Annotated in this window: 23 protein-coding genes; 12 read left to right on the top strand and 11 right to left on the bottom strand. The window is 71.5% G+C overall.

What is annotated here, in order from left to right; translation table 11 throughout:
* Positions 1–9: 9 nt before the first annotated feature.
* Positions 10–597 (bottom strand): TetR/AcrR family transcriptional regulator, encoded by a 588-nt coding sequence (locus ACIP63_RS35215; RefSeq protein WP_401524227.1) that lies wholly within the window; start codon positions 595–597, stop codon positions 10–12.
* 111 nt (positions 598–708) lie between these two features.
* Between ACIP63_RS35215 and ACIP63_RS35210 the strand changes: the two genes are divergently transcribed.
* Positions 709–1,719, top strand: coding sequence for an NADP-dependent oxidoreductase (locus ACIP63_RS35210; RefSeq protein ID WP_401524224.1), 1,011 nt, complete (start codon positions 709–711; stop codon positions 1,717–1,719).
* Positions 1,720–1,855: 136 nt separating this feature from the next.
* Here ACIP63_RS35210 and ACIP63_RS35205 read toward each other — a convergent pair whose 3' ends face one another.
* Together ACIP63_RS35205 and ACIP63_RS35200 are read right to left on the bottom strand one after the other, a co-directional pair.
* Positions 1,856–2,380: an O-acetyl-ADP-ribose deacetylase gene (locus tag ACIP63_RS35205; RefSeq protein ID WP_401524222.1), complete on the bottom strand. Its 525-nt coding sequence runs from the start codon at positions 2,378–2,380 to the stop codon at positions 1,856–1,858.
* Between the two features lie 480 nt (positions 2,381–2,860).
* Entirely contained in the window at positions 2,861–3,595 is a 735-nt protein-coding gene (locus tag ACIP63_RS35200) for a translation initiation factor IF-2 (RefSeq protein WP_401524219.1), read from the bottom strand.
* A 195-nt stretch (positions 3,596–3,790) separates the two neighbouring features.
* Here ACIP63_RS35200 and ACIP63_RS35195 point away from each other — a divergent pair, with 195 nt between their 5' ends.
* Together ACIP63_RS35195 and ACIP63_RS35190 are read left to right on the top strand one after the other, a co-directional pair.
* Positions 3,791–4,750: a DUF1152 domain-containing protein gene (locus ACIP63_RS35195; protein WP_401524216.1), complete on the top strand. Its 960-nt coding sequence runs from the start codon at positions 3,791–3,793 to the stop codon at positions 4,748–4,750.
* A 139-nt stretch (positions 4,751–4,889) separates the two neighbouring features.
* Positions 4,890–5,639, top strand: coding sequence for a hypothetical protein (locus ACIP63_RS35190; protein ID WP_401524213.1), 750 nt, complete (start codon positions 4,890–4,892; stop codon positions 5,637–5,639).
* Between the two features lie 55 nt (positions 5,640–5,694).
* On the opposite strand, the gene ACIP63_RS35185 is transcribed toward ACIP63_RS35190, so the two are convergent.
* The gene (locus tag ACIP63_RS35185) at positions 5,695–6,474 is read right to left on the bottom strand and encodes an SDR family NAD(P)-dependent oxidoreductase (RefSeq protein ID WP_401524210.1); all 780 of its coding nucleotides are present in this window, start codon (positions 6,472–6,474) and stop codon (positions 5,695–5,697) included.
* Positions 6,475–6,790: 316 nt separating this feature from the next.
* Here ACIP63_RS35185 and ACIP63_RS35180 point away from each other — a divergent pair, with 316 nt between their 5' ends.
* Positions 6,791–7,621: a helix-turn-helix transcriptional regulator gene (locus tag ACIP63_RS35180; RefSeq protein ID WP_401524208.1), complete on the top strand. Its 831-nt coding sequence runs from the start codon at positions 6,791–6,793 to the stop codon at positions 7,619–7,621.
* Positions 7,622–7,666: 45 nt separating this feature from the next.
* On the opposite strand, the gene ACIP63_RS35175 is transcribed toward ACIP63_RS35180, so the two are convergent.
* The gene (locus tag ACIP63_RS35175; protein WP_401524205.1) at positions 7,667–8,593 is read right to left on the bottom strand and encodes a zinc-binding alcohol dehydrogenase family protein; all 927 of its coding nucleotides are present in this window, start codon (positions 8,591–8,593) and stop codon (positions 7,667–7,669) included.
* A gap of 83 nt (positions 8,594–8,676) precedes the next feature.
* Here ACIP63_RS35175 and ACIP63_RS35170 point away from each other — a divergent pair, with 83 nt between their 5' ends.
* A complete protein-coding gene (locus ACIP63_RS35170) occupies positions 8,677–9,144 on the top strand; it encodes a MarR family winged helix-turn-helix transcriptional regulator (protein ID WP_401524203.1) in 468 nt (155 codons plus the stop codon).
* A gap of 227 nt (positions 9,145–9,371) precedes the next feature.
* On the opposite strand, the gene ACIP63_RS35165 is transcribed toward ACIP63_RS35170, so the two are convergent.
* The 3 genes from ACIP63_RS35165 to ACIP63_RS35155 form a co-directional block, all read right to left on the bottom strand.
* Complete coding sequence (locus tag ACIP63_RS35165) at positions 9,372–10,952, bottom strand: hypothetical protein (RefSeq protein ID WP_401524200.1); 1,581 nt, start codon at positions 10,950–10,952, stop codon at positions 9,372–9,374.
* Positions 10,953–11,189: 237 nt separating this feature from the next.
* A complete protein-coding gene (locus ACIP63_RS35160; RefSeq protein ID WP_401524198.1) occupies positions 11,190–12,419 on the bottom strand; it encodes an MBL fold metallo-hydrolase in 1,230 nt (409 codons plus the stop codon).
* An 89-nt stretch (positions 12,420–12,508) separates the two neighbouring features.
* The gene (locus ACIP63_RS35155) at positions 12,509–12,943 is read right to left on the bottom strand and encodes a PPOX class F420-dependent oxidoreductase (RefSeq protein ID WP_401524195.1); all 435 of its coding nucleotides are present in this window, start codon (positions 12,941–12,943) and stop codon (positions 12,509–12,511) included.
* A gap of 154 nt (positions 12,944–13,097) precedes the next feature.
* On the opposite strand from ACIP63_RS35155, the gene ACIP63_RS35150 reads away from it, so the two are divergent.
* Positions 13,098–14,297, top strand: coding sequence for a Glu/Leu/Phe/Val dehydrogenase dimerization domain-containing protein (locus ACIP63_RS35150; protein WP_401524192.1), 1,200 nt, complete (start codon positions 13,098–13,100; stop codon positions 14,295–14,297).
* 76 nt (positions 14,298–14,373) lie between these two features.
* Entirely contained in the window at positions 14,374–14,964 is a 591-nt protein-coding gene (locus ACIP63_RS35145) for a TetR/AcrR family transcriptional regulator (RefSeq protein WP_401524533.1), read from the top strand.
* 16 nt (positions 14,965–14,980) lie between these two features.
* Here ACIP63_RS35145 and ACIP63_RS35140 read toward each other — a convergent pair whose 3' ends face one another.
* Complete coding sequence (locus ACIP63_RS35140) at positions 14,981–15,982, bottom strand: DUF6745 domain-containing protein (protein ID WP_401524189.1); 1,002 nt, start codon at positions 15,980–15,982, stop codon at positions 14,981–14,983.
* Positions 15,983–16,063: 81 nt separating this feature from the next.
* Positions 16,064–16,390, bottom strand: a complete 327-nt coding sequence (locus ACIP63_RS35135) for a hypothetical protein (RefSeq protein WP_401524186.1) — start codon at positions 16,388–16,390, stop codon at positions 16,064–16,066.
* Between the two features lie 163 nt (positions 16,391–16,553).
* On the opposite strand from ACIP63_RS35135, the gene ACIP63_RS35130 reads away from it, so the two are divergent.
* The 5 genes from ACIP63_RS35130 (at position 16,554) to ACIP63_RS35110 (ending at position 21,963) form a co-directional block, all read left to right on the top strand.
* Entirely contained in the window at positions 16,554–17,504 is a 951-nt protein-coding gene (locus ACIP63_RS35130) for an STM4015 family protein (RefSeq protein WP_401524183.1), read from the top strand.
* An 86-nt stretch (positions 17,505–17,590) separates the two neighbouring features.
* Positions 17,591–18,799: an STM4014 family protein gene (locus ACIP63_RS35125; protein ID WP_401524180.1), complete on the top strand. Its 1,209-nt coding sequence runs from the start codon at positions 17,591–17,593 to the stop codon at positions 18,797–18,799.
* 37 nt (positions 18,800–18,836) lie between these two features.
* Positions 18,837–19,649 carry an STM4013/SEN3800 family hydrolase gene (locus ACIP63_RS35120; protein WP_401524531.1) on the top strand — a complete coding sequence of 271 codons (813 nt, stop codon included), beginning with the start codon at positions 18,837–18,839 and terminating at the stop codon, positions 19,647–19,649.
* Positions 19,646–21,013, top strand: coding sequence for an STM4012 family radical SAM protein (locus ACIP63_RS35115; RefSeq protein WP_401524177.1), 1,368 nt, complete (start codon positions 19,646–19,648; stop codon positions 21,011–21,013). Before ACIP63_RS35120 ends, ACIP63_RS35115 begins: the two co-directional genes overlap by 4 nt.
* Positions 21,014–21,045: 32 nt before the next feature.
* Entirely contained in the window at positions 21,046–21,963 is a 918-nt protein-coding gene (locus ACIP63_RS35110) for an STM4011 family radical SAM protein (protein WP_401524528.1), read from the top strand.
* Between the two features lie 22 nt (positions 21,964–21,985).
* Here the strand turns inward: ACIP63_RS35110 and ACIP63_RS35105 are convergent, their stop codons facing one another.
* Positions 21,986–22,813 carry an SGNH/GDSL hydrolase family protein gene (locus tag ACIP63_RS35105; RefSeq protein WP_401524174.1) on the bottom strand — a complete coding sequence of 276 codons (828 nt, stop codon included), beginning with the start codon at positions 22,811–22,813 and terminating at the stop codon, positions 21,986–21,988.
* Positions 22,814–23,044 lie beyond the last annotated feature (231 nt).

Genomic DNA, 23,044 nt, shown 5'->3' with positions numbered 1-23,044 from the left:
GCCGATCCGTCAGCTACGGACCCCGCGCTCCCCCTCGGCGTCGCCGCTCCCCGCGCCCGTGAGGACCGCGCTCGCGACAACCCCGAAGAGGCGCTCCGCGCGCGGCGCGAGCGCGGGCTGATCGCCGAGCCAGGCGAGCGCCGCCACCAGCGCGAACAGGTCGGCGCCGTCGATGTCGGTCCGCGCCACGCCTGCGGCCTGGGCGCGGGTCAGGAGCCGCGCGCCGGCCGCGCGCAGAGTCACGCACGAAGCATGGAGAGCGGACGCGGTGTCCTCGATGGCGGCCGCCATCAGCACGGTCACGCCCCGGTACTCGGTCGTCCACGCGACGCAGTCGCGCAGCCAGGAGACGAGGGCGTCTGCCGGTGAGCTCGACGCCTCCAGCTCGGCCGCCTGCGCCGTCAGCTCGTCGAAACTCGTCCGGAGCAGGGCGTCGAGCAGTGCCTCTCGCGTCGGGAAGTGACGCAGCAGCGTCGCCAGCCCGACATCCGCCCTGCGCGCGATGTCGCGCAGGGACACGTCGACGCCTTGTTCGGCGAGGGCGTCGCCCGCCACTGCGAGCAGGTGGTCGCGGTTCTTCCTGGCGTCGGCCCGCATCTGTTCCCCTTGACTATCCGGATCAGTGGTCCATATATTCGTACCAGTGATCCGTTTATGCGGATCGCTGATCCGGATAAGCCTATCCCGCAGCGCGGGCAGGAGAAGACGATGCTGACACGCACGATGAGAGCAGTCCGGCTCCATGAGCACGGCGGCCCCGAAGTCCTTCGCTACGACGAGGTGCCGATTCCCGAGCAGGGGCCCGGTGAGGTGCTCGTCCGCGTGCACGCGGTCGGCGTCAATCCGCCGGACTGGTACCTGCGCGACGGGATGTCCAACCTGCCTCCGGAGACGAGGCCGACGTTCGACCTTCCCGTGATCCCGGGGACGGATCTTTCGGGCGTCGTCGCGGCCGTCGCCGCGGATGTGGACGGCTTCTCCGTGGGTGACGAGGTCTTCGGCCTCCTCCGCTTCCCCAGCTTCGACGGCAGCACATACGCCGAGTACGTGGCCGCGCCCGCGTCGGACCTCGCCCTCAAGCCGCCCGGTATCGATCACGTGCACGCCGCAGGGGCGCCGATGGCCGGGCTCACCGCGTGGCAGTTCCTGATCGAGCTCGGCCACGATCACCCCTCGCCCTTCCAGGCGGCGCGACATCACCCGGTCCCACTCGGCGCCGGCGTCACCGTGCTGGTCAACGGTGCGGCGGGCGGCGTGGGGCACCTGGCGCTGCAACTGGCCAAGTGGAAGGGCGCGCGCGTCATCGCCGTGGCGTCGGGCGCGCACGAATCGTTCCTGAGCGAGCTCGGCGCCGACGAGTTCATCGACTACACCAGGGAACGTCCCGAAGAACTCGTACGCGACGTCGACCTCGTCCTGGACACCGTCGGCGGCCCACACAGCAGCCGTTTCCTGCGCACGCTCAAGCGGGGCGGGTCCCAGTTCCCGGTTTTCTTCGGCGAGTTCGACGAAGAGGAAACCGCGAAGCTCGGCGTCACGGTCACGGGGACCCAGGTCCGCTCCAACGGCGCGCAGCTCGCCGAACTGGGGCGCCTGCTCGACACGGGCACGGTCCGCGTCGCGATCGACAGCACGTTTCCGCTGGCGAACGCCCGGGCAGCGCACGAACGCGCCGCCGGGGGACATATCCAGGGCAAGATCGTGCTCACGGTCGACTGACCCTCGCCCCAGGGCCCTCACGACTCCGTCAGCCGCTCCCGGCGAACCCACGGAGAAGGCCGGATGAGCCGTACAGCCACGGTCAGCAGCACCAGCCGCAGGCGCCGGGGCGGGAGCCGCGCCGACGCGGTCCGCCCTATTCCTTCAGCGCCTGGTAGAAGCGGGCGTACGCCTCCTCGTCGAACAGCACGAACCGGACCTCGGTGATCGGTGGGAGCGCTGCCTCGCGGACCGTACGCACGGCGATCCGGGCCCCGTCGTCGAGCGGCCAGCCGTAGATGCCCGTCGAGACCGCCGGAAAGGCAACCGTCCGGGCTCCCAGCTCCGCCGCCACCCGCAGGGACTCCCGGTAGCAGGAGGCCAGCAATGCGGAACGGTCTTCGGTGCTCGACCAGACCGGGCCCACCGTGTGGACGACGTGCTCCGCGTGCAGCCGGCCGGCCGTCGTCGCCACCGCCTGCCCGGTGGGCAGTCCCTTGCCGTAGTGCGAGGCCCGCAGATCGCGGCAGGCGGCCAGGATCTCGGGCCCGCCACGCCGGTGGATCGCGCCGTCCACCCCGCCGCCGCCGAGGAGCGAGGAGTTGGCGGCGTTGACCAGGACGTCGGCGTGCTGCTCCGTGATGTCCCCGCGTACGAGGGTGATCGTCGGTCGTGTCGTCATGCGGCCATACTGCCGCTTGCGGGGCCACAGCCGTCACAACCCTCGTCCGTACGCGGATCCGCCCGCGGTGGCGAGCGACAGGCCGGGTATCGCGAAGCAGAGCCGCAGGGCCCTTCGGTGGCGGCGGATCAGCGGATGGGGAGAAGATCGTGCAGGCCCATGACGGCAGCTCTACATCTCGTGAACCTCCACGGAGAACCCCTCGGCAAGGACGGAGTTCAGGTGCTCCGCATGCGCACCCAGCCACTGGCGCGCGTCGGAGAACCGCGCCGTCAGCTCAACGAGCACGTAGTCCTCGGCGCCATCGGTCGACCCACCGCAGACACAGCAACGGAGACGCTGACTCACCGCACCCGTCCACTCCGGTCCGTTCCCGCCCCCTGCCACCGTCTCGTCATCAACATGCACGGGCACATCGTTCCAGACGCCCTGAACAGCACCCCTTCACCTTGACCAGAGAGACAGCGGCACCCCCCGTGTTCAGTGCGGTGCCGGTGCCGGGTGCAGGGCGTTGCCGACGGTGCAGCCGCCCTCTCCGGGCATCCGCTGGATCCGGGACGGCACCCGCACTTCGGTGGCGCCGGGGCCTACGCGGGCGAGCAGGCAGTCCTGCGGGTCGAAGTGGTTGCCCTTCACCGACAGGAGAACGCCGACCCGGCCACCTTCGGCCTTCACCTCGGTACGGATCGCCGGATCCAGGTCCAGGGCGGCGAGCACACGGCGTATCTCGGCCTCGTCCACGCGGCCGCTCTCCGTCACCCGGGGAAGTTTCGCGCGTAGCTCCTCGTACGGCAGCCGGGGCGGTTCGGGCGGTGGGGCGAAGGTCAGCGGACGGCTGTCCGGGCAGTCCACGTCACGGGGCTGCTCACGCCACTCCGACTCGGGCGACACCCGCACCTCGAAACAGCGCCGTACGGTGACCTCCTCGACGTCGAACCAGCTGTTGTACGCCGAGCCGGACGTGCGGACGACCACGTCGACCCCGTCGCCGTCGTGTGTCGAGGTACCCGTGAACCGCATCACCTCGACCCCGTCGATGCCGGAGGCGGAGCGCCCGACCTCCTCCGCCGTGCGCGGACGCTGGCCGTAGAGCAGCTCGCCCGCCCTCCCGGCCACCTCCCGTGCGGCATCGGTCGCCTCACCCTCGGAGGACTGCACCACCCCGCAGGCGGCGGTGAACGACAACAACGGTGCGAGCAGGAGGAGTCGGCGCATGCGTTCACCCTTTCGGCGCCGCGTGCGGCGGGCAACCGCTCGCGTACTCACACCGGCGTACGTGATCGTACTCACCGCTCGAAGTCGTCGCGGTCGAGGAGGGGATCACAGAGCCGGAGGCCGGGAGTCCGGCTGCTCCGTGGCTCCGTCGCCGCGACAACCACTCAGGGGTGCCGGCCTTGGACAATGACCCGCATGACGTCCCTTCACTCGAACCCGCTCTTCACCCGGCTCGCGGACGCCGAACGGATCCTCGTCGCGGGCGCGGGAGGCGGCTTCGACATCTACTCCGGCCTGCCGTTGGCTCTCTCCCTCCTGCATCAAGGCAAGCAGGTGCATCTCGCCAACCTCTCCTTCAGCGCGCTCGAAGGCCTCCCGACCGATGACTGGGCTGCCCCCGACCTGGCCGCCGTCACTCCTGGTTCCGCTCTGCACCAGAGCTACTTCCCGGAGCGGACACTTGCCCAGTGGCTGCACCAGCACGATTACCCGTCCACCGTGTACGCCTTCCCCCAGACCGGGGTGCGTCCGCTGCGCTCGGCCTACCAGGCGCTGGTCGGGCTGCACCGGATCGACGCCGTGGTGCTGGTCGACGGCGGTACGGACATCCTGATGCGGGGTGACGAAGCCGGACTCGGCACTCCGGAGGAGGATCTGGCCAGCGTGGCGGCGCTGGCCGCGCTGGACGACATACCGACGCGTCTCGTCGTGTCGGTCGGGTTCGGCGTGGACGCGTACCACGGCGTCAACCACTCACTCGTACTGGAGAACATCGCCGCTCTGGAGCGCGACGGCGCGTACCTCGGCGCGTTCTCGATACCGCGCGCCACCCGCGAGGGGGCTCTCTACCTCGACGCGGTGGAGCACGCTCAGCATCACACCCCACAGCACCCGAGCATCGTGAACGGTTCGATCGCGGCAGCCGTGCGCGGCTCGTTCGGGGACGTGCAGTTCACCGAACGCACCCGGGGCGGCGAGTTGTTCGTGAACCCGCTGATGTCCCTGTACTTCGCCTTCGACCTCCCGGGCCTTGCTGCCCGCTGTCTGTACCTGGATCGGATCGAGGACACCTACCTGATGCGCCAAGTCCACTCGCGCATAGCCGAGTTCCGCGAATCCACAGTGACTCGCCCGCCCCGCCGCTTCCCGCACTGAGGCGCGGACGCCCGCCTCGGAAACCGAAGCGTGCGTCGGCTTTTCGGACCGTGGGGCCCCCGGCCGGCCCCCGGGACCACGTGGCGGCCTGGCCGGTAGGTCCGCCGGGAGCGCCCAAAGGCTCGTCTACGCTGGCCCCATGACGGGTGAGGGGGACTTCAGGGCCGGTGACGTGCTGTTGGTGGCCTGCCCCTTCACGGTTACCAGGGTCGAGCAGGGTGTGACGCGGGACCACGTAGCGGTCCGGTGGCCGTGGTGGGAGATCGACAGGGACAACGAGTTCGCGCACTGGAACGGGATCGTCGCCCTCGGCGTGGTCAGCAAGGGGAACGCCGCGCCTGAGGTGGAGGCGGAGCTGTTCCGGACAGATCCTCCGCCCGAGCGACTCAAGGCAGGAGACGTCTGCCGTGTCGGCGTGCCACCCACCGTGGTGCACGTGACGGCCGTCGACCACCACGATCCTCCGCTGGAGACAGCCTGGCTGCCGCACCCCACCCGGAGCGTGAGCGTGCTGCCCCGAGGACTGTCCTATCGCGAGTTCCCGGACGAGAGCCATCTCGACGGCTCGGGTTACGCCATTCACCCCGGCGACGGAATCCCCTTCACCTTCGAACTGCTGATGCGCCCCTACGCGTCTCTCCAGGCGGGCGACGAAGTCGCTGACGCCGTCGGCCGGGCCTGGCTGTTCGGCGGCCCCTGGGACTGGACCGCCTTCGACGGGGGGTCGGAGGGTACGGGCCCTGAGTGGCCACTCGTCCTGCTCACCCGGGCAGGTACGCCGTGCTCCGTCGAGGACGCGAAGGCCGTGAGCGTGAGCACAGCGAGCGGTTCGCACCAGGACACGGTCCGGGAGTGGATGTCGCTCACCGAGGCCTCGCCCACACCCTGACCCCCGTCGGGGCCCCCCGGCGTCTTCCCCGTGGTGAGCACCTACCGGCGGAGGTTCAGTCGGTCCGGTAGCGGGAGGCGAGTTCGGGGCTCTGCCCGCCGAAGGCAGCGAGGTCGGCCCGGAACACGGCGTCGAGGAGGCGGGTGTCCTCGACGCCGGGCGCGCAGACGACCTCGCCGAGTTCGAGTCCGCGCAGGCCGGCAGTGACGACGTCCTCGGCACTCATACGGGGAACGACACTCATGTCGAGGCCCTGGCGCTCGTGGAATTCGGTGGCGACGACACCGGGGCACAGGACCTGGACCTGGACGCCGGTGTCCTCGAGTTCGGCGCTGAGGGTCTGGGACATGGCGACGAGGTGGGCCAGGGAGCCGGCGTAGACGGCGCGGCGCGGCATGACCGAGGTGTCGGCGGGACCGCTGAAAGCGATCATTCCGGCAACGTTGATGATCTTCCCCTCACCGCGTTCCCGCATGCCGGCGACGACGGCGCGGGTGAGCAGGGTGGGGGCGAGCACCTTGACGTGGACGAGCTCACGGGCCTTGTCCGCGGGCAGTTCGGCCAATGGCATGTAGTGGGCGACGCCGGCGTTGTTGACGAGCATGGTCAGCGGCTCGGCGGCGCAGATGCCGGCGACGGTGTCGATGCCGGTGTCGGTGGACAGGTCGGCGGCGACGGCGCGGACCGTGACGCCGGGGTGGGCGGCCGCGAACTCCTCGAGGCGGTCCTTGCGGCGGCCGACGATGATCAGGTCATGGCCGTCGGTGGCAAGGCGGTCGGCGAATGCCTTGCCGATGCCGGAGGTGGCACCGGTGACGAGGGCGAGCTTGTCCATGGGGGTATGTGCCTTTCGGGTGCCGGCCGAAGCGGCCGGAGTGAGTCTCTGACGGAGTGAGGTGGAGGCCTGGAGTCGCTTCGAGCGAGGGGGAGGTGGCCGAGGTTTTCGTTCAGGCGTTGAGGCGGTGCACGAGCCGCGCCGGCGCGTGTGCCCTGGCCACCGGCCCGAGGAACCCCACGACGGGCCGTGCGGGCGTTCGTACCTCTTTCATGCCTTCATGGTCGGCGGGAAGCGCGTGATCAGCCAGTAGACCCGTTCTCATGGGAATGGCGGTACCAGGACAGGTGACGGCTCTCTTGCCACAATCGATGGCATGGCGACCACGGAACTCGGCACGGCCCTGCGCCACTGGCGCGATCACATCCCGGCCCAGGCCGTCGGCCTGCCCGTGGGCTCACGCAGGCGCGCCACCGGACTGCGCCGCGAGGAGCTGTCACAGCTGGCCGGCATCTCCACCGACTACCTGGTCCGGCTGGAACAGGGACGCGCCGCCAACCCCTCCCCCCAGGTCGTCGAAGCGCTCGCCCGCGCCCTGCGACTCACCCAGGACGAACGAGCCCACCTCTTCCGCCTGGCCGGCCTCGCCCCGCCCGGCCCGGGCACGATCCCGCAGCACATCACCCCCGGCGTCCACCGCATGCTGGACCGTCTGACCGGCACACCGGTCGCCGTCTTCGACGCCGCCTGGAACCAACTGCTCGCCAACCCTCTGTACACGGCACTCTTGGGGGAATGGCACGGCGACGACCTCAACGCGGTCCGGCGCAACTTCCTCAGTCCGCACAGCCGCGTACGCCACACTCCTGAGTCCAAGGGGGCACTCCAGGCGGCGCACGCCGCCGACCTGCGCCGCACCGCCGGCCGCTATCCCGACGATGCGGACCTGCGGTCCCTCATCGCCGGGCTGCGCCGTCGCAGCGCCCACTTCGACGCGTTGTGGAAGTCAGGCCCCGTCAGCGAGCACCGGGCCTCCCGCAAGACCATCGACCACCCCCACGTCGGCGCCCTGACCCTGGACTGCGACGTGCTCAGCGTGGCCGGCAGCGACCTGCGTGTCATGGTCTACACGGCTCAGCCCGGCACCGTGGACGCCGACGGTCTGGCGCTCCTCGACGTTCTGGGGACGCAGTCCCCCGTCGGGTGACGTCGCGCCTGCTCCACCGCGCCGCGCGAGCGCGTGCCAAGGGCTTCAGGGCACGAGGACCAGCCGCTCGCCGGTCTTCTCGGACCATGCCCGCGAGATCCGGGCCAGCGGCACGGCACGGGCCCGGACGTCGAGGGCGCCCTCGGTCACCGCTTGCGCCAGTTCGGGCAGCTCGGCGATGAAGTCACGGGGAGAGACCGAGCCGATGCCGCTGCCCACGATGTTCAGCCGGGCCGCACGCAGCGCCGCGGAGGGGATCGGGGCGGACTCGCCCGCCATGGAGCCGATCTGGATCCAGGTCAGCGGGGCGGAGCGGTCGGCACGGGCGGTGAGCATCGGAAGCACGGCTCCGGCGGCGGGAGCGCCCCATACGAAGTCGAGGACCACGTCGACGTCGGCCGCGGCGGCGATGTCGTCGTAGGTGAGCACCCGGTCCGCGCCGAGGCCGGACAGTGCCTCGAGGCGGGTGGCGTCGCGGCCTGCGGCGAACACCTGGGCGGCGCCGAACCGCTTGGCGATCTGGATGGCCATGCGTCCGGCGCTGCCGGTGGCGCCGAGGATGAGCACCCGCTGCCCCTCACGGAAGGCGATGCGGCGGCGCAGGGCGACCCAGGAAGACATGCCCGGGTTCATCGCTGCGGCGATCCGGACGGGATCCACGTCGTCGGGCAGGACGACGCTTCGGCGTACGTCGATCACCGTGCGCTCGGCGAAGGTGCCGAGGTTCGTGTCCTCCAGGACCGCGTAACGCAGGCGGCCCGAGGAGTCGCGCACGACGCCGTCGGCGCCCGGCACCAGCGGGAAGACGCCGGTGGCGGAGTAGTGGGTGCCGGCCGCCTTGGCCCGGGTCAGGTGGTGCAGGCCCGCGGCCAGGACGTCCACGACAATCTCGTGCTCACCCCGGGCCATGGGCTCGGGGTGCTCGCCGTGGACGGGCGGTGCGTCGTACGCGGTGATGACAGCAGCATGCATGAGGGGCTCCCCCGGTTGGTTTGCATTACCAATCAGAATCAGAGTTATTGGTAATGCAAACAATGTCAAGTAGGGTTGCCCCCATGGCTCCCGACGACTCCACGGACGACCTGATCGACGGCCTGGTCCGCAGCGCCTTCCAGGTCATGGGCGTACTCACCCGCGTCGGCGCTGAGTACGACCTGTCCCTCACCCAGCTGCGCGTGCTCGGCATCCTGCGCGACCGGAGCCCTCGCATGAGCGACCTCGCGGCCTTCCTGGGGCTGGACAAGTCGACCCTGTCCGGCCTCGTCGCCCGTGCCGAACGGCGTGGGCTGCTGACACGCGGCACCAGCCCCGAGGACAAGCGCGCCGTCGTGGTCCTGATCACCGAGGAAGGGCGCGGCCTCACCCAGCGCCTGTACGAGGAAGCCCGGGACGCCCTCGCGCCGGCCACCGGCCGGCTCGGTCCGGGGCAGCGCGAGCAGCTCGCCGAGCTGCTCGAACCGCTCCTCTCCCCGCCTCTGGCGGCAACGCCGCGTCCCGAGCGCCCGGCGCCCGGCACGCCCTGAGCCCGGGGCCGCCTGCTCGACGGATCAGCGGCAGAAGCCGGGACCGGGGCGGATGCCGGAGCACATCGGGGTCGACGGGGTGAACGCCTGGACCGACACGCCGATCGGCAGCGCGTTCATGCTGGTCTTCGTGTACGCGGCCGTGGAAGGCCGGACGTCATGAGCCGGTCGGCGGTCCAGGACCAGCGAGCACGCAGGCGCATGTCCACGGCGGTCGAGCCGCCCGGTCACCCCGAGGCCAATTGCTCCGCTATCTCCTGGACCCAGCCGGCGCTCCTCGTGGGGTCGTTGAGGGTCTCGGCCCACGCTTCCGGCTCCAGATTGTGCTTGGCCGGGCCTGCTTTGAGTGCGATGAGCAGGGCCCTGGCGGACTCGCGCATCTCGGCCGCCGTGCTGCCGCTGCCGGAGATGTCGGGACCTGCCGCCAGGGCGTAGATCTCGCGCGCCATGGCCAGGCGTTCGCCTTTCGACACCTTCTTCCAGAACTTCAGGGCATGCTGCAGCGACTCCTTGCGGGACGCGGCCTCCGCCGGGGTCTCGCCCTGCGGCCCCCAGCGCTCGGGGTGACGGACCTCCTCGTAGCGCTTCGTGGCGGCGCGGAGCGCCTTGTACATGGTGACGCCGAGGACGAGGCCGGCCCCTGCCCCGGCGAGGCCCCATCCGACCGGGTTGCTCGCGAGCCCGGCCGTTCCCGCCGCGACCGCCGTCACGACGCCGGCCGCGGCCTTGGTGGTCTCGCCCAACCCGCCGCCGACCGTCTCCTTGCCGATCTTGGTGAGCTGCTTCTTCTTCGCGTACCCCTGCAAGGTGCTCAGCCTTTCCACGTCCTTCTCGGCGCGCTGGAGGCTCTCGGCGGCGTCACGGGCTTCCCCCATCGCCTCCCACGCGGCGTCGACGGCCTCGGAGACGAGCTCCAGCCGCCCCTGGCCCTCGTCGGCCTTCCAGTAGGCGTCCAGCGCGACGTAGGCCTCCGCCGCGGCCCAGTTGGCCTGCTCCCGCGACTCGTTCAGCCGGGCCAGCGACCCCGCGTGGACGAGGTGGGGATCCCCCAACTCCTTGATCTGCTTGTACTTGCGGGCCGCTCCCCCGACGCGGAATGCGGACCGCACACCCTTGATCGCACCGATGGAAGCGCTGGCGATCCCGCTCGCCTCGGACGCCACCGCGGCGTCCGCAGCCTTCTGGATCTTGGTCACCTCCTTGGCGACGGCGGCGCTGTAGCTTCCCGAAGCGACGGCGCCGACGGCCGTGTCGGCCCCCTTGGTCCTGGCCTTCTTCTTCGCCGTGTGGTGACCGGCCCCGGTCCCGTGCTTCGTGGCGTCCTTCATGTTCTTGTACGCGTCCATGCCACTGACCACGGTGCCGGCGGCCTCCGTGAGGAGGTTCCCCGACGCCGCGGACGTGCCGGAGGCGGCGGCGGAGTTCTTCAGGCCCTCGTCGGCCGCGGCGGCGGCCTGCTGGGTGAAGGCCGCGTTGGTGGGCGTCTGGACGCCCTTGATGAAGGTGTCGACGGGCTCGAGGTTCTTCTTGAACCTGTCGAGGAGTCCGGCGATCCGGTCGCGATAGTTCTTCTTCGCTCCGGCGGGCGTGCCGCCGTTCCCCGCCGCCCTCCCGTTCCCGGTGTCCTGGGCGCGCTGCACCGCCGCGGTCGCGGCACGGTTACCGGCGCGGGACTGCATCTCGAGGAGGGCGTGCTCCGTCGAGCGCGCGGACGTACCCCCGGTCCGGCTCCCTGCCCGACGGTGCCGGGCCGAGCTCAGGACGGCTGCGGACTGCCGTGTCGAGGAGCGGTGGATCGGGGTGCTCATGGACGTACCTCTCCTGTGCCGGACCGGGCGAGGCGAAGCTAGCCGGACCAGGCCAACAGAAGGGGTGCTGCGGGGAAACTCCTCACGGATGCCGCGGGATGTGTTGTGGTGCGTTCACCCGGCCCGTCGCGTCGCCCGGGCATGTGGGCGTGGCAGTGCCGCACTGTCGGTCAGGACCGGTCGTCGACGGCCGCCCGGCTCCTCGCGCGGCACATCACCCGTCATCCTTGCCCTGCGTCACCGCTCGCCGGCGAGGTCGACTTCCTCCCGGTGCACCGGTGGTGCCGCGTCCGCCACCTCGGGACGGCGCCACCAGTGCGCGACGGGCGCCGACACCGCGCGCCACCAAGCATCCGTGGGAAGCTCGCCGGCCGGTTCGAACGGCTCGCCCGCGCGGGGGAAGGCCACCGGCTGCCCCGCCTCCTCGGCCACGTCCTTCATCCACTCCCCGGGCTCCGCCCACGGGTGCGGGGCGAGGTTGAAGGTGCCCCAGTGGATCGGCATCAGCGCGCCGTGTGCCCTGCCGCCCTGGAGGTCCAGGTGGGCACGCAGGCCCTCGGCCGGTGTCATGTGGATGTCGGGCCAGTACTCCGAGTAGGCGCCGACCTGGATCATCGTCACGTCGAAGGGGCCGTGCTCGGCGCCGATGTCCCGGAAACCGGAGAAGTAGCCGGTGTCCCCGCTGTGGTAGACCCGGTGCTCCGGACCCGCGACGACCCACGACGCCCAGAGCGTGTGCTGCTGGTTGCGCAGCCCTCGGCCGCAGAAATGCCGTGCGGGGGTGGCGGTCAGGCTGACGCCCGCGATCTCCGTGGTCTCGTTCCAGTCGAGCTCGCGGATACGGTCCAGGGGCACGCCCCAGCGCTCCAGGTGGGCGCCTACACCGAGCGGCACCGCGAAGACCGTGTCCGTCCCCGCCAGGGCCTTGATCGTGGGCAGGTCGAGGTGGTCGTAGTGGTCATGTGAGATCACTACGGCGTCGACCGGCCCGAGCGAGGCGAGCGGCAGCGGGACGGGGTGCAGCCGCTTGGGCCCGGCGAACGCGAACGGGGAGCAGCGCTCACCCCAGACCGGGTCGAACAGCACCCTGCGGCCGTCGATCTCGGTGAGGACGCTGGAGTGGCCCAGCCAGGTCACCCGCAGGCCCGACGCCGGCGGCGCGGCAAGATCGGCCAAGGTCGTGGCATGGACCGGGACGGTGCCGAGAGGGGACCTGCGGGCCCGTTGCTCCTTGTGGAAGTACACCTTGGCGAATTCGAGCATGGAGCCGGAGGGCCTGGTGCGCGCCCCCTCCGGGTTCTGGAAGACACCGTCGGCGAAATTGGGCGAGCGGCGGATCCGCTCCATCCGCACCCCCGCCGGGTCCGCGCCGAAGGCGTCGGGGCGCAGCGAGCGGAGTCTGGTACGGATCGAAGGCTGGTTGTCGGGGCCGGTCACAACATCTCCTGAGGGAGTCGGTGTCGTCATTATGATCTGGATTCAGGACCGAGCGAGAGCTCGGCGGTGAACGGAGCACGGTCGGGGATCACCCGGAACCGTGCCACGTGGGCCCCGCCTCAGGCACGCGGCTGACCGTACACATGCTCGATCCGCAGGGTCAGGACGACTCTGCGGTCCTGGACCATCACCCGGCGGTAGTCGTCCCAGTCCGGGTGCTCTCCCCGCACGTCCCGGTAGAGGGAGACCAGCTGCTCCACGACCGCGTCGCGCGGGTCGGCGGCGGGCGGGGTCAGCTCGGCGGTCACATCGGCGACGGTCCAGGCCCACCGGTCCTCGCTGGTCACGTGGTAGCTCGCCCGCGGATCCCGGCGGAGATTGCGGGTCTTCGCGCGCCCCTCGGTGATGGACACGCGGATCACCCCCTCTTCGGGGTAGTAGGCGTGATTCACATTGGACAGCTGGGGCCTGCCGTCACGCTTGAGGGTGACCAGCACCCCGCCGTCGTACTCCCCGAAGAGTCGTAGCAGCGCCGCACGCGAGGGTTCCGTCATGCCGACTCCAACGTCCGTACCCCCCGCAGGATTCCGCATCGGGCGTACGGCGATGTCACATCCGGGTTCCGCACACGTTGACAGCCGCCTCCCATCCTCCTGATACTGACTCGCTGTTCAGTACATCGACACAGGTGAATCCAGGAGCCGCCCGATGCAGTCCCTCTCCCCCGCCCCGCTGGTGTCCCTGACCTGGACGGACCACGTCACCGGCACCGAGGGTTACCTCGTCGTCGACCGGCTGGTGCGCGGGGTGTCGAGCGGGGGCCTGCGGATGAGGAAGGGCTGCACGCTCGCGGAGGTGGCCGGCCTGGCGCGGGGCATGACCATGAAGGAGGCCCTGCACTTCGACGCCGGCGCCCCGCGGACGCGCTACATCCCGCTGGGCGGCTCCAAGGGAGGCATCGACTGCGACCCGCGCGACCCGTCCGCCTACGAGGTGCTCGTCCGCTTCCTGCGGGCGATGCGTCCCTACATCGAGAACGTCTGGACGACCGGCGAGGATCTCGGGCTGAGCCAGGATCTCGTCGACCGGGCGGCGGCCGAGGCCGGCCTCGTCTCCACGGTCCAGGCGGTCTACCCCCTGCTGGACGACGAGGCGGGCGCACGGCGACGGCTCGCGGACGCCTTCGCGGTCACGGTCGACGGGATCGGGCTGGACGAGCTCGTCGGTGGGTGCGGGGTCGCGGAATCCACGCTCGCCGCGCTGGACCGCGCGGGTGTGGCGCACGGCGGTGCCCGGGTCTCCCTGCAGGGGTTCGGCACCATGGGCGGGGCGACGGCCCGCTTCCTTTCCCGGGCCGGGCTGTCGGTCGTCGCGGTCGCGGACATCAGGGGCACCATCGCCAATCCCGCCGGCCTGGACGTCGAGGCACTGCTGGCCGCCCGGGACGCGCACGGGGCGGTGGACCGGCGCGCGCTGCGCGACGGGGACCAGGAGCTGCCGGCCGACGCCTGGCTGGCCGCCGACGCCGAGGTGCTGGTCCCGGCCGCGGTGTCGTACGCCGTGGACGCCGTGAACCAGGCCTCCGTCAGAGCGCGTTGGGTGGTCGAGGCGGCGAACATGCCGGTGCTCCCGGAGGCGGAGACACTGCTCGCCGAGCGCGGCATCACGGTTCTTCCCGACGTGGTCGTCAACTCCGGTACGAACGCGTGGTGGTGGTGGACGCTGTTCGGGGACATCGGACCCGATGCGGAGGAGGCGTTCGGACACACCCGTCGCTCCATGCGTGTCCTGATGGACGGCGTTCTGGAGCGGGCGGCCGCGGACGGCTGCACCCCGCGGGCGGCGGCGCACTCGCTCGTCGCGGACCGCCTGCCGGTGATGGCGGAGCGGTTCGGCTGGTACCGGTAGCCCCCTGGGCACGGGGGCCGGATACCGGCGCCGGAGCGTTGGTTAGGGTAACGGCGTGGCGAGAGTGCGGCTGAGTGTGGCGGAGCGACGTGAGGAGCTCCTGCGCGCTGCCGTCGAGCAGATCGAGGTCCGGGGCGTGTCCGCGGTGAGGATCGCCGATGTGGCCGCCGTTCTCGGGGTGAGCAACGCGCTGGTGCTCTACCACTTCTCGTCCAAGGAGAAACTGGTGGCCGCCGCGTTCGCGTACGCGGCGGAGGCCGATCTCGCCCATCTGCGCAAGCTGCTGACGCGGCGTACCAGCGCGGTCCGGCGGCTCAGGTCCGCCGTTCGCTGGTACGCGCCGACCGGACAGGCGAAGGGCTGGCGGCTGTGGATCGAGGGCTGGGCCTCCGCCCTCCGTGACCCGGTGCTGCGCGAGGTGGCCGAAGACCTCGACCAGCAGTGGAAGGCCGAGCTTGCCGAGGTGATCGAAGAGGGGGCGGCGGCGGGTGAGTTCCACTGCGACGACCCGATGTCCGTGGCCTGGCGGCTGACGGCGCTCCTGGACGGGCTGGCCGTCCAGATGACGTCGTACGCGGGTCCGCTCTCCCGGGCCACCATGCTGCAGTGGACCGAGGAGGCGCTCGCCCGCGAACTCGGCATCGACCACGAGGCCCTGACCGCCTGAGGGGCCGCCGGGCGGGTCAGGTCTGGCGCACCGGGGCGTAGGCCTCCCCCTCGATCCCGAAGGTCCAGGCGACGCCCTCCTTCGCGGTCCGGGTCCTCGGCGGCACCCGGAGCCAGTAGACGCGGTGCGTTCCGTCGGGCTCGGGGGTGGAGTTGACGACTTCGACCATGACGACGTCCTCGTCACCGTCCATCGCGATGCGCCAGAGGATCCCGGTCTCGTCCCGGTGCACCGGCTCCGCGCCCGACTCCGAGAGATAGCGGTCGTAGCCGTAGTACTCGAGCATCACACGGCGCAGTTCCGCGTTCTCCTCGGCACGTATCCGCTCCGGAGTCAGGCTCGCCAGGCCGTCCAGGAAGTCGACCGGCACGGGCATGCCGCGCCAGGCGTACAGGGCGAAGCCGTCCGGATAGGCCACAGCCGGTCCGTCGCCACGGTCGAGCCGCCCCGCCTCGTCGCGGTGGAGCTCCGCGGGGCGCTCGCTGATCACCACGGCGTGCTCGTACGGCCACCACCAGCCGGCGTTCCTGGCGACCTCCGACAGTCCGGTCAGGCGGTGACCCCGGCCGTCGAAGGCCGCGAGCCAGGCCGCGTCGTGCTGGCCGAGGACCGCGTCGAGCAGCAGGAGGCGGACGTCGGGCTCGTCCTCGGGCCGCGTGGCGAGTTCGGCGACGATCCCCGCCCGTATCCGCTCGGCAAGCGCGCCCGTGGTCTCCCACAACTGGGCGCCGGTCGCGGACCACAGGGCGGACCAGCCGGCCGGGCCCAGCTCGTCGTACATCCGGCGCCGCTCCTCCGCCCAGGGGCGGGTGCGGACCTCTTCGCGCACCGAGCGTCCCGCGCCGGACAGCTTCTCGACCACCTCGACGGCCGCCCTGGGCGAGGCCGCCCAGATGACGCGCTCCGGCTCCGCGAGCCCCGCGCTGCGGTAGGCGAGCCGCACCCCGCCCTCGGCCGCCCCACGGTCGGCCCTGCCCGTCGCCGCCGCCACGGCCCGCCACGCGTTCACGTACTGCATCGGTGTTCCCCGTCCCCTGTTCCGTTTCCTGTTCCCGTTTCCCGACCGCACATCGCCGGGCCGTCCTGAGCCCCGGGAGGATCAGTCCGCGACCATCCGGACCGCCCCCGGGGCGTACTCACGCTGACGCACGACGCGGAACCAGCCCTTGGGCAGCGCTATCGCGGCATGCTCCTCGTGGACCACGCGTCCCCCCTCGGGGAGATGGAGCAGCATCGGGCCGAACGGCCCGGCCTCCCGCATCAGCCGTCCCGGTCCCTGCACCGCGTGCGCGTGGCCGGTGACCTCACCCAGCGCCAGGACCAGCCTCCCCCGGCCGTCGCGCAGTTCGCCCGGTGCGTCGAGGAAGGGTGCGGGCACGTCCGCCTCCTCCAGAGCCACCATCAGTACGTCGCCCTGCCGATACACAGACGTCTCCCCTCCGCCCCGGCACCCACTGCGCCGGTCACAGGGAAAACGCTACGAGAGGGGTCTGACATCGACGGCGGCCCGGGGCCGGTCGCTCCGTTGTCAGTGCCGCTTGATAAACCTTGCGGACATCAGCCCTCCCCAGCATCAGGAGATCGGTGTCATGTCCGACGCGGACCGTCTGCACGAGTTGCTCGGCCTTCCGGCCGTCGATTTCCGGCGCGAGGACGAGGGGTCGCCCCTTCCCCCGGCCGATGCCGCGGCCTGGCGCGTCAGCGTCGATCCGTACGAGGAGGACGGCACGTGGGAGGAGGAGTTCCACGCCTTCCTCGAAGCTGTCGACCCGTCACGTGTCGGCGCCCTGATCATCGGCCAGTGGGGCGAGTCGTACGAGGAGGACTCCGCCTACCCCATCGGGCTCGTCGTGGCCGCGGCGGACCGGCTGACCTCGCTCAAGGCCGTCTTCGTCGGGGACCTCGTGGCGGAGGAGGCCGAGATCTCGTGGATCGAGCAGTCCGATGTCACCGCTCTGCTCACCGCTTTCCCGGCACTGACCCATCTCGGCATACGCGGCGGCACGGGCCTGGTCTTCCCGCCCGTCGCGCACGAAGCCCTGCGTGAGCTCACCATCGAGAGCGGCGGCCTGCCCGGGGAGGCGCTGCGCGGAGTGCTGGGCAGCGAGCTGCCGGCCCTGGAGCGTCTGGACCTGTGGCTCGGCGTGTCCGCGTACGGGGGCGATGCGGTGGTCCCGGACCTTGCGCCGCTGCTCAGCGGTGCCCGTTTCCCCCGGCTGCACCACCTGGGCCTGCGCAACAGCGAGTTGCAGAACGAGATCGCGGCCGCGATCGGTTCCGCACCGGTCGTCGCGCAGCTCCGGACGCTCGACCTGTCGAACGGCACGCTGGGCGACGAGGGCGCGTCGGCGTTGCTCGAAGGCCAGCCGCTCACCCATCTCGCCTCGCTGGACCTGCACCACCACTTCCTGACCGAGCCGATGGAGCGCCGCCTCGCGGAGGCCCTGGAGCCGCACGGGGTGTCGGTCGACCTGTCCGGTCGCTGCGAGCCGTGGGACGGACAGGGCCCCGAGGGGCGCTACACCGCGGTCGCGGAGTGACGCCGCCATGACCGACGTCATTCGACCCGACACCTTTCGCGGCCTGCCGGTCCTCGTCCGGGCCGCCGAGGACCACGAGGCGCGCTGTGTCGCCCTCAGCGCCTGACCGGGCGCCGCGCCTCGCGGTCGTGGGCGTTCCCGCCAACCGCAGGGTCGGCCTCTTCCAGGACGCCGTGCGCGCCGCCGGGCTGCCCGCCGCGCGCACGGTGTCCTGGCTGGAGGTGCTGCGGGGCGAGGCGTGCTTCGTTCCGGGGGAGACCGTGCGCATCGATTCGCCAGGTGAGGACGCCGAGGTGGACCGCCTCCTGCGCGGGGTCGACGATCCGACCAGGGTCGAGGGTTCGGCCCGCTGGTACGCGCGCTTCACCTCGGCCGTGCGGGAGGTGGCGCGGGCGGCCACGGCGGCGGGTGCGGTGCTGCTGGACGACCCCGAGGACATCGCGGTGATGTTCGACAAGCGGCTCTGTCACGGCGTACTGGACGCCGCGGGGGTGCCGGTGCCCGAATCCCCGACCTCGGGGCCCGGCGTGGCCCCCGTGCGGGGGTGGGCGGATGTGCGCCGGCTGATGACGGACCATCGCATGCCCAGGGTGTTCGTGAAGCCGGCGCACGGCTCGTCCGCCTCCGGCGTGATGGCCCTGGAGACGGCGGGCGCGGGCAGGATCCGGGCGGCCACCTCGGTGGAGCGGGACGAGGAGGGCCGGCTGTTCAACTCGCTGCGGGTACGCCGCTGCACGACGGAGCGCGAGGTGGCGGCCCTCGTGGACACCCTGGCCCCGGACGGGCTGCACATCGAGCGCTGGCTGCCCAAGGCCTCCCAGCGGGGGCGGGCGGCCGACCTCCGCGTCGTGGTGGTCGCGGGACGGGCGACGCACGCGGTCGTCCGGACCAGCCGGTCCCCGATGACCAATCTGCATCTGGGCGGGGCCCGTGGCGACCTGGACCAGGTGCGGGCCGCCGTCGAGGCTGCGGGCGGCAGTTGGAGGGCTGCCCTGGCCGTGTGCGAGCGGGCCGCCGCCTGTTTCCCGGACACGCTGTGCGTGGGCGTCGATCTGCTGCCCACGGCCGGCTGGCGGCGCTTCGCCGTCGGCGAGGTGAACGCGTTCGGGGACCTCCTCCCCCGGCTGACCGGCCTGCCGGGCAGCGGCGCGGAGGGCCTGGACACGTACGGCGCGCAGATCGCCGCCGTCCTGGCGGCTTCTTCACAGGAGGACCGGGCGGGCGGCGACCGCCGCCGGCCCGGTCCCGCGAGCAACGACCGAGCAAGGAACGACCGTGCCATCGACGCCCTCTGACTCCATGTCCGGCGACGCCCGGGCCCCGGACCCCGACATGAACGCGATCGTGGGCAGCCACGATCTCCTTCTCGTCACCCTGGACACCCTTCGGTTCGACGTGGCCGCGGAACTGGCCGCGGCCGGGCGCATCCCTCATCTAGCCCGGCATCTGCCCGGCGGCGTCTGGGAGAAGAGGCACGCGCCGGGCAGCTTCACCTACGCCTCCCACCAGGCGATCTTCGCCGGTTTCCTGCCGACGCCCGCCGTGCCCGGTCCCCATCCGAGGCTGTTCGCCGCACGCTTCGCGGGCAGTGAGTCGACCGCGGACGGCACCTTCGTCCATGAGACCCCCGATCTGCTCTCCGGACTGGCCGCCGTGGGCTATCGCACCGTGTGCGTCGGAGGCGTGGGATTCTTCAACCGCCGCCCGCCGCTCGGCTCGGTGCTGCCCGGCATGTTCCAGGAGAGCCACTGGGAGCCGGAGTTCGGTGTCGCGTCTCCGACGTCCTTCGAGTCACAGGTCTCACGCGCCGAGCAGGTGGTCGCGGGACTCCCGGAGGACCAGAGGCTGTTCCTCTTCGTCAATGTGTCGGCGCTGCACCAGCCCAACTGGTTCCACCTGCCCGGCGCCACCGCCGAGGCGGGTGACTCCATGGCCACGCACGCCGCTGCCCTGGAGTACGTGGACCGGCACATAGGACGCCTCTTCGCGGCGGCGAGCAGCCGACGCCGGTGCTTCGCCATCGTCTGCTCCGATCACGGCACGGCATACGGCGACGACGGCTGGACCGGCCACCGGATCGGTCACGAAGCCGTATGGACCGTGCCCTATGCCCATTTCTTCCTCGAACCCGGGGCGCCCCGATGACCGTCACCACGCACAGCACCAGCCCGTACCGCAGCTATGTCTACGCCTACCCGCACAAGACGGCCTACCGCCCGCTCGACGGCCACCCCGCCGGGCGTCCCAGGTTGAGCGAGCTCTGGGCGGCGGAGCGCAAGGACGCGCTCTCCCTCTACCTCCACATACCGTTCTGCGAGGTCCGTTGCGGCTTCTGCAACCTGTTCACCCGGATCGGCGCCCCCGACGAGCTGACGACGCGCTACCTCGACGCGCTCGACCGGCAGGCCGCCACGGTCCGGGACGCGCTGGGCGACGACGAGCCGGTGCGCTTCGCCGCCGCCGCGTTCGGCGGCGGCACCCCCACCTTCCTCACCGCCGGGGAGCTGGAGCGCCTCTGCGACATCGCGGAGAAGCGGATGGGTGCCGACCTCAGGGCCGTGCCTCTCTCGGTGGAGACCTCGCCGTCGACGGCGACGGCGGACCGGCTGGCCGTCCTGGCCGGCCGGGGCACCACCCGGATCAGCATCGGTGTGCAGAGCTTCGTGGACGCCGAGGCCCGGGCCGCGGTCCGCCCGCAGCGCCGCTCCGAGGTGGAGGCGGCCCTAGGCCGGATCCGCGACGCCCGCATCCCGGTCCTCAACATCGACCTGATCTACGGCATCGAGGGCCAGACCGAGGCCAGTTGGCGCACCTCGCTGGACGCCGCCCTGGCCTGGCGCCCGGAGGAGCTCTACCTCTATCCGCTGTACGTACGCCCGCTGACCGGGCTCGGGCGGCTGGGCCCCGGGGCGGAGGCACCGGAAGGGCCGGACACCGCGTGGGACGAACAGCGGCTGCGGCTGTACCGAGCGGGCCGCGACCATCTGCTGGCCCACGGCTACGAGCAGGTGTCGATGCGCATGTTCCGCCGCACCGACGCGCCGCACGCGGGCCCCGACGACTACGCGTGCCAGACCGACGGCATGATCGGGCTCGGCTGCGGGGCTCGCTCGTACACCTCCTCCCTGCACTACTCCTTCGACTACGCGGTGGAGATGCGGGAGATCCGGGGCATCATCGACGGCTTCACCACCGCCGGGGACTTCTCCCGGGCGGAGGTCGGCCGGTACGTCGACGAGGGCGAGGCGCGCCGGCGTCACCTGCTCCAGTCGCTGCTCCAGGCCGAGGGCATGCGGCTCGCCGAGTACCACGAGCGATTCGGCACCGATCCGTACGAGGACTTCCCCGCCGAGCTGGAGCTCTTCTCGGCGCGCAGATGGCTGGACGGGACGACGGGACCTGCGCTGCTGCGCCTCTCCCCCGAGGGTCTGGCCCATTCCGACGCCCTCGGACCGGAGTTGTTCTCCCCGGCGGTGCGGGCCGCGATGGCCGCGTACGAGGCGAAGTGAGCGGGCCGATGAGCGACGCGCCCGCCACCCCCATGGATCTGACGATCCTCTACCGGGGTCCGCTCGCCTCGTGCGACTACGACTGCCCCTACTGCCCGTTCGCCAAGCGGCGGGACAGCGTGGAGCAGCTCCGGTCCGACCGTGCGGCCCTGGAGCGGTTCACCGCGTGGGCCTCCGCACAGACCGGTGACCGTCTGTCGGTGCTGTTCACCCCGTGGGGTGAGGGCCTGGTGCGGTCCTGGTACCGGAAGGCGATCGTCGAGCTGTCGCGGCTGGAGCACATCGGCCGGGTCGCCATCCAGACCAACCTCAGCGGCCGTACCGGCTGGCTGGCCGGCGCGGACCGCGACAAGGTCGCCCTGTGGTGCACCTACCACCCGGGGCAGACGCCGTACGAACGGTTCCTCGGCAGGTGCCGGGAGCTGACGGCACTCGGGGTGCGCTTCAGCGTGGGTGTCGTCGGTCTCGACGAACATCTGGAGGAGGCCGCAAGACTGCGGTCCGCGCTGCCGCCCGAGGTGTATCTCTGGGTCAACGCCGCGGAGGGGCACACCTACACGGACGAGCAGGCGGCCCGCTGGACGGCCCTGGACCCGCTGTTCGCCTACAGCAGGCACCCGCACCGCTCGGCCGGCCTGCCCTGCCGGACCGGTGAGTCGGTGATCTCGGTGGACGGTGACGGGACCGTGCGGCGCTGTCACTTCGTCCGTGCCGAGCTGGGCAATCTCTATGACGGCAGCTATCGGGGTTCGCTCCGCCCGCGTGGCTGCCCGCTCGGTGTCTGCGACTGCCACATCGGCTATGTGCACCTGGAGACACTGCCGTTGTACGACGTCTTCGCGGGCGGCGTGCTGGAGCGGATACCCGCCCGTCCGGTGCGGGTATCCGCATCGGACGGGCTCGTTCCGCCGGGCCCGGCCCGGCGTCCGCTCCCCATGGCCGGCCCCTGACGACGGGGCAGCGGCCGAGCGGTCAGAGCGGCAGGAGGTCGGGGCGCTTGGCCTCGACGTGGTCCCCGGAGGACTCCCCGCGCAGTCGGCGGCCGATCCACGGGACGAGGTATTCGCGCGCCCACTGGATGTCGTCGCGCCGGACCTCGAGCGCTCCGCGCTGTGCCTGCGGGGGCCACACCTGGTCGGGGTCGGCCGGCACCTGGAGGCCGAGGACCTGGGCGGCCCGCAGCGCGACGCGGGTGTGCCCCTCCGCCGAGAGGTGCAGCCGGTCGTTGTCCCACGCCCGCCTGTCCTGCACGGACCGCAGGGACCACAGGTCCAGTACCGGGCAGTCGTAGCGGTCGGCGATGGACCGGACATGAGCGGTGTACATGGCGATCTTGCCCCGCAGATGCTTGAGCACGGGGATGCCACGGGTGTCGAAGCCCGTGGTGACCAAGACCGTGCCGACGGCCTGCGTCAGGTCGGCGACCGCGCGCTCGAAGCGCTCTGCCACGTCGTCCGGGTCGGAGCCGGGACGGAGGATGTCGTTGCCGCCGGCGCAGAAGCTCACCAGATCAGGTGCCAGCTGCTTGGCTCGGGGGACCTGTTCCTCGACTATCTGGTCGAGGAGCCGTCCGCGTACGGCGAGATTGGCGTACCGGAAGTTGCCGTGCGTGTCGTCCGCGGGGGCGACCGTCGCGTCGGGGCCCGGGAGCTGGTCCGCGAGGAGCACCGCGAGCCGGTCGGCCCAGCCGACGAGTGTCCCGCCTGGGCCGGGGTCTCCGACGCCTTCGGTGAAGCTGTCGCCAATCGCTGCGTACGACCCGATGATGCCTCGTTGTTTGTTTCTCGAATCGTCTGCCACAAGGGCTTATCTTGCACCTTCGATTGTGACCTACGCGACCGTAATAAAGGGTTGACGGGAGGTGAGAAAGACCACCCGGTCAGTTTTTGGTAAAGCCGGAATAAGGAGAGGGGCGGGGGGGGCCGGGGCGCCCCCCCCCAACAAAAACCCCCGCAGACCCCCAACGGCGGCGGGTGGAACATAGAGACCCCCGGCGGGCGCCCGGAGGCGCTAGGGTGGGACGCGGGGCCC

Source organism: Streptomyces sp. NPDC088746 (genome assembly GCF_044751065.1).
In the GTDB taxonomy this organism is placed as follows: Bacteria; Actinomycetota; Actinomycetes; order Streptomycetales; family Streptomycetaceae; genus Streptomyces.
Note: the sequence above shows the minus strand (reverse complement) of the source record. Positions and strands in the feature narration are given on the sequence as shown.

Bases quoted from the DNA above. Each gene is read 5' to 3' on its own strand.
- ACIP63_RS35160 (WP_401524198.1), bottom strand. From the start codon at position 12,419: ATGACGACACCGACTCCCTCAGGAGATGTTGTGACCGGCCCCGACAAC.
- ACIP63_RS35140 (WP_401524189.1), bottom strand. From the start codon at position 15,982: ATGCAGTACGTGAACGCGTGGCGGGCCGTGGCGGCGGCGACGGGCAGG.
- ACIP63_RS35210 (WP_401524224.1), top strand. From the start codon at position 709: ATGCTGACACGCACGATGAGAGCAGTCCGGCTCCATGAGCACGGCGGC.
- ACIP63_RS35200 (WP_401524219.1), bottom strand. From the start codon at position 3,595: ATGCGCCGACTCCTCCTGCTCGCACCGTTGTTGTCGTTCACCGCCGCC.
- ACIP63_RS35190 (WP_401524213.1), top strand. From the start codon at position 4,890: ATGACGGGTGAGGGGGACTTCAGGGCCGGTGACGTGCTGTTGGTGGCC.
- ACIP63_RS35180 (WP_401524208.1), top strand. From the start codon at position 6,791: ATGGCGACCACGGAACTCGGCACGGCCCTGCGCCACTGGCGCGATCAC.
- ACIP63_RS35175 (WP_401524205.1), bottom strand. From the start codon at position 8,593: ATGCATGCTGCTGTCATCACCGCGTACGACGCACCGCCCGTCCACGGC.
- ACIP63_RS35185 (WP_401524210.1), bottom strand. From the start codon at position 6,474: ATGGACAAGCTCGCCCTCGTCACCGGTGCCACCTCCGGCATCGGCAAG.
- ACIP63_RS35130 (WP_401524183.1), top strand. From the start codon at position 16,554: ATGTCCGACGCGGACCGTCTGCACGAGTTGCTCGGCCTTCCGGCCGTC.
- ACIP63_RS35120 (WP_401524531.1), top strand. From the start codon at position 18,837: ATGAACGCGATCGTGGGCAGCCACGATCTCCTTCTCGTCACCCTGGAC.
- ACIP63_RS35115 (WP_401524177.1), top strand. From the start codon at position 19,646: ATGACCGTCACCACGCACAGCACCAGCCCGTACCGCAGCTATGTCTAC.
- ACIP63_RS35195 (WP_401524216.1), top strand. From the start codon at position 3,791: ATGACGTCCCTTCACTCGAACCCGCTCTTCACCCGGCTCGCGGACGCC.
- ACIP63_RS35165 (WP_401524200.1), bottom strand. From the start codon at position 10,952: ATGAGCACCCCGATCCACCGCTCCTCGACACGGCAGTCCGCAGCCGTC.
- ACIP63_RS35150 (WP_401524192.1), top strand. From the start codon at position 13,098: ATGCAGTCCCTCTCCCCCGCCCCGCTGGTGTCCCTGACCTGGACGGAC.
- ACIP63_RS35170 (WP_401524203.1), top strand. From the start codon at position 8,677: ATGGCTCCCGACGACTCCACGGACGACCTGATCGACGGCCTGGTCCGC.
- ACIP63_RS35155 (WP_401524195.1), bottom strand. From the start codon at position 12,943: ATGACGGAACCCTCGCGTGCGGCGCTGCTACGACTCTTCGGGGAGTAC.
- ACIP63_RS35110 (WP_401524528.1), top strand. From the start codon at position 21,046: ATGGATCTGACGATCCTCTACCGGGGTCCGCTCGCCTCGTGCGACTAC.
- ACIP63_RS35215 (WP_401524227.1), bottom strand. From the start codon at position 597: ATGCGGGCCGACGCCAGGAAGAACCGCGACCACCTGCTCGCAGTGGCG.
- ACIP63_RS35205 (WP_401524222.1), bottom strand. From the start codon at position 2,380: ATGACGACACGACCGACGATCACCCTCGTACGCGGGGACATCACGGAG.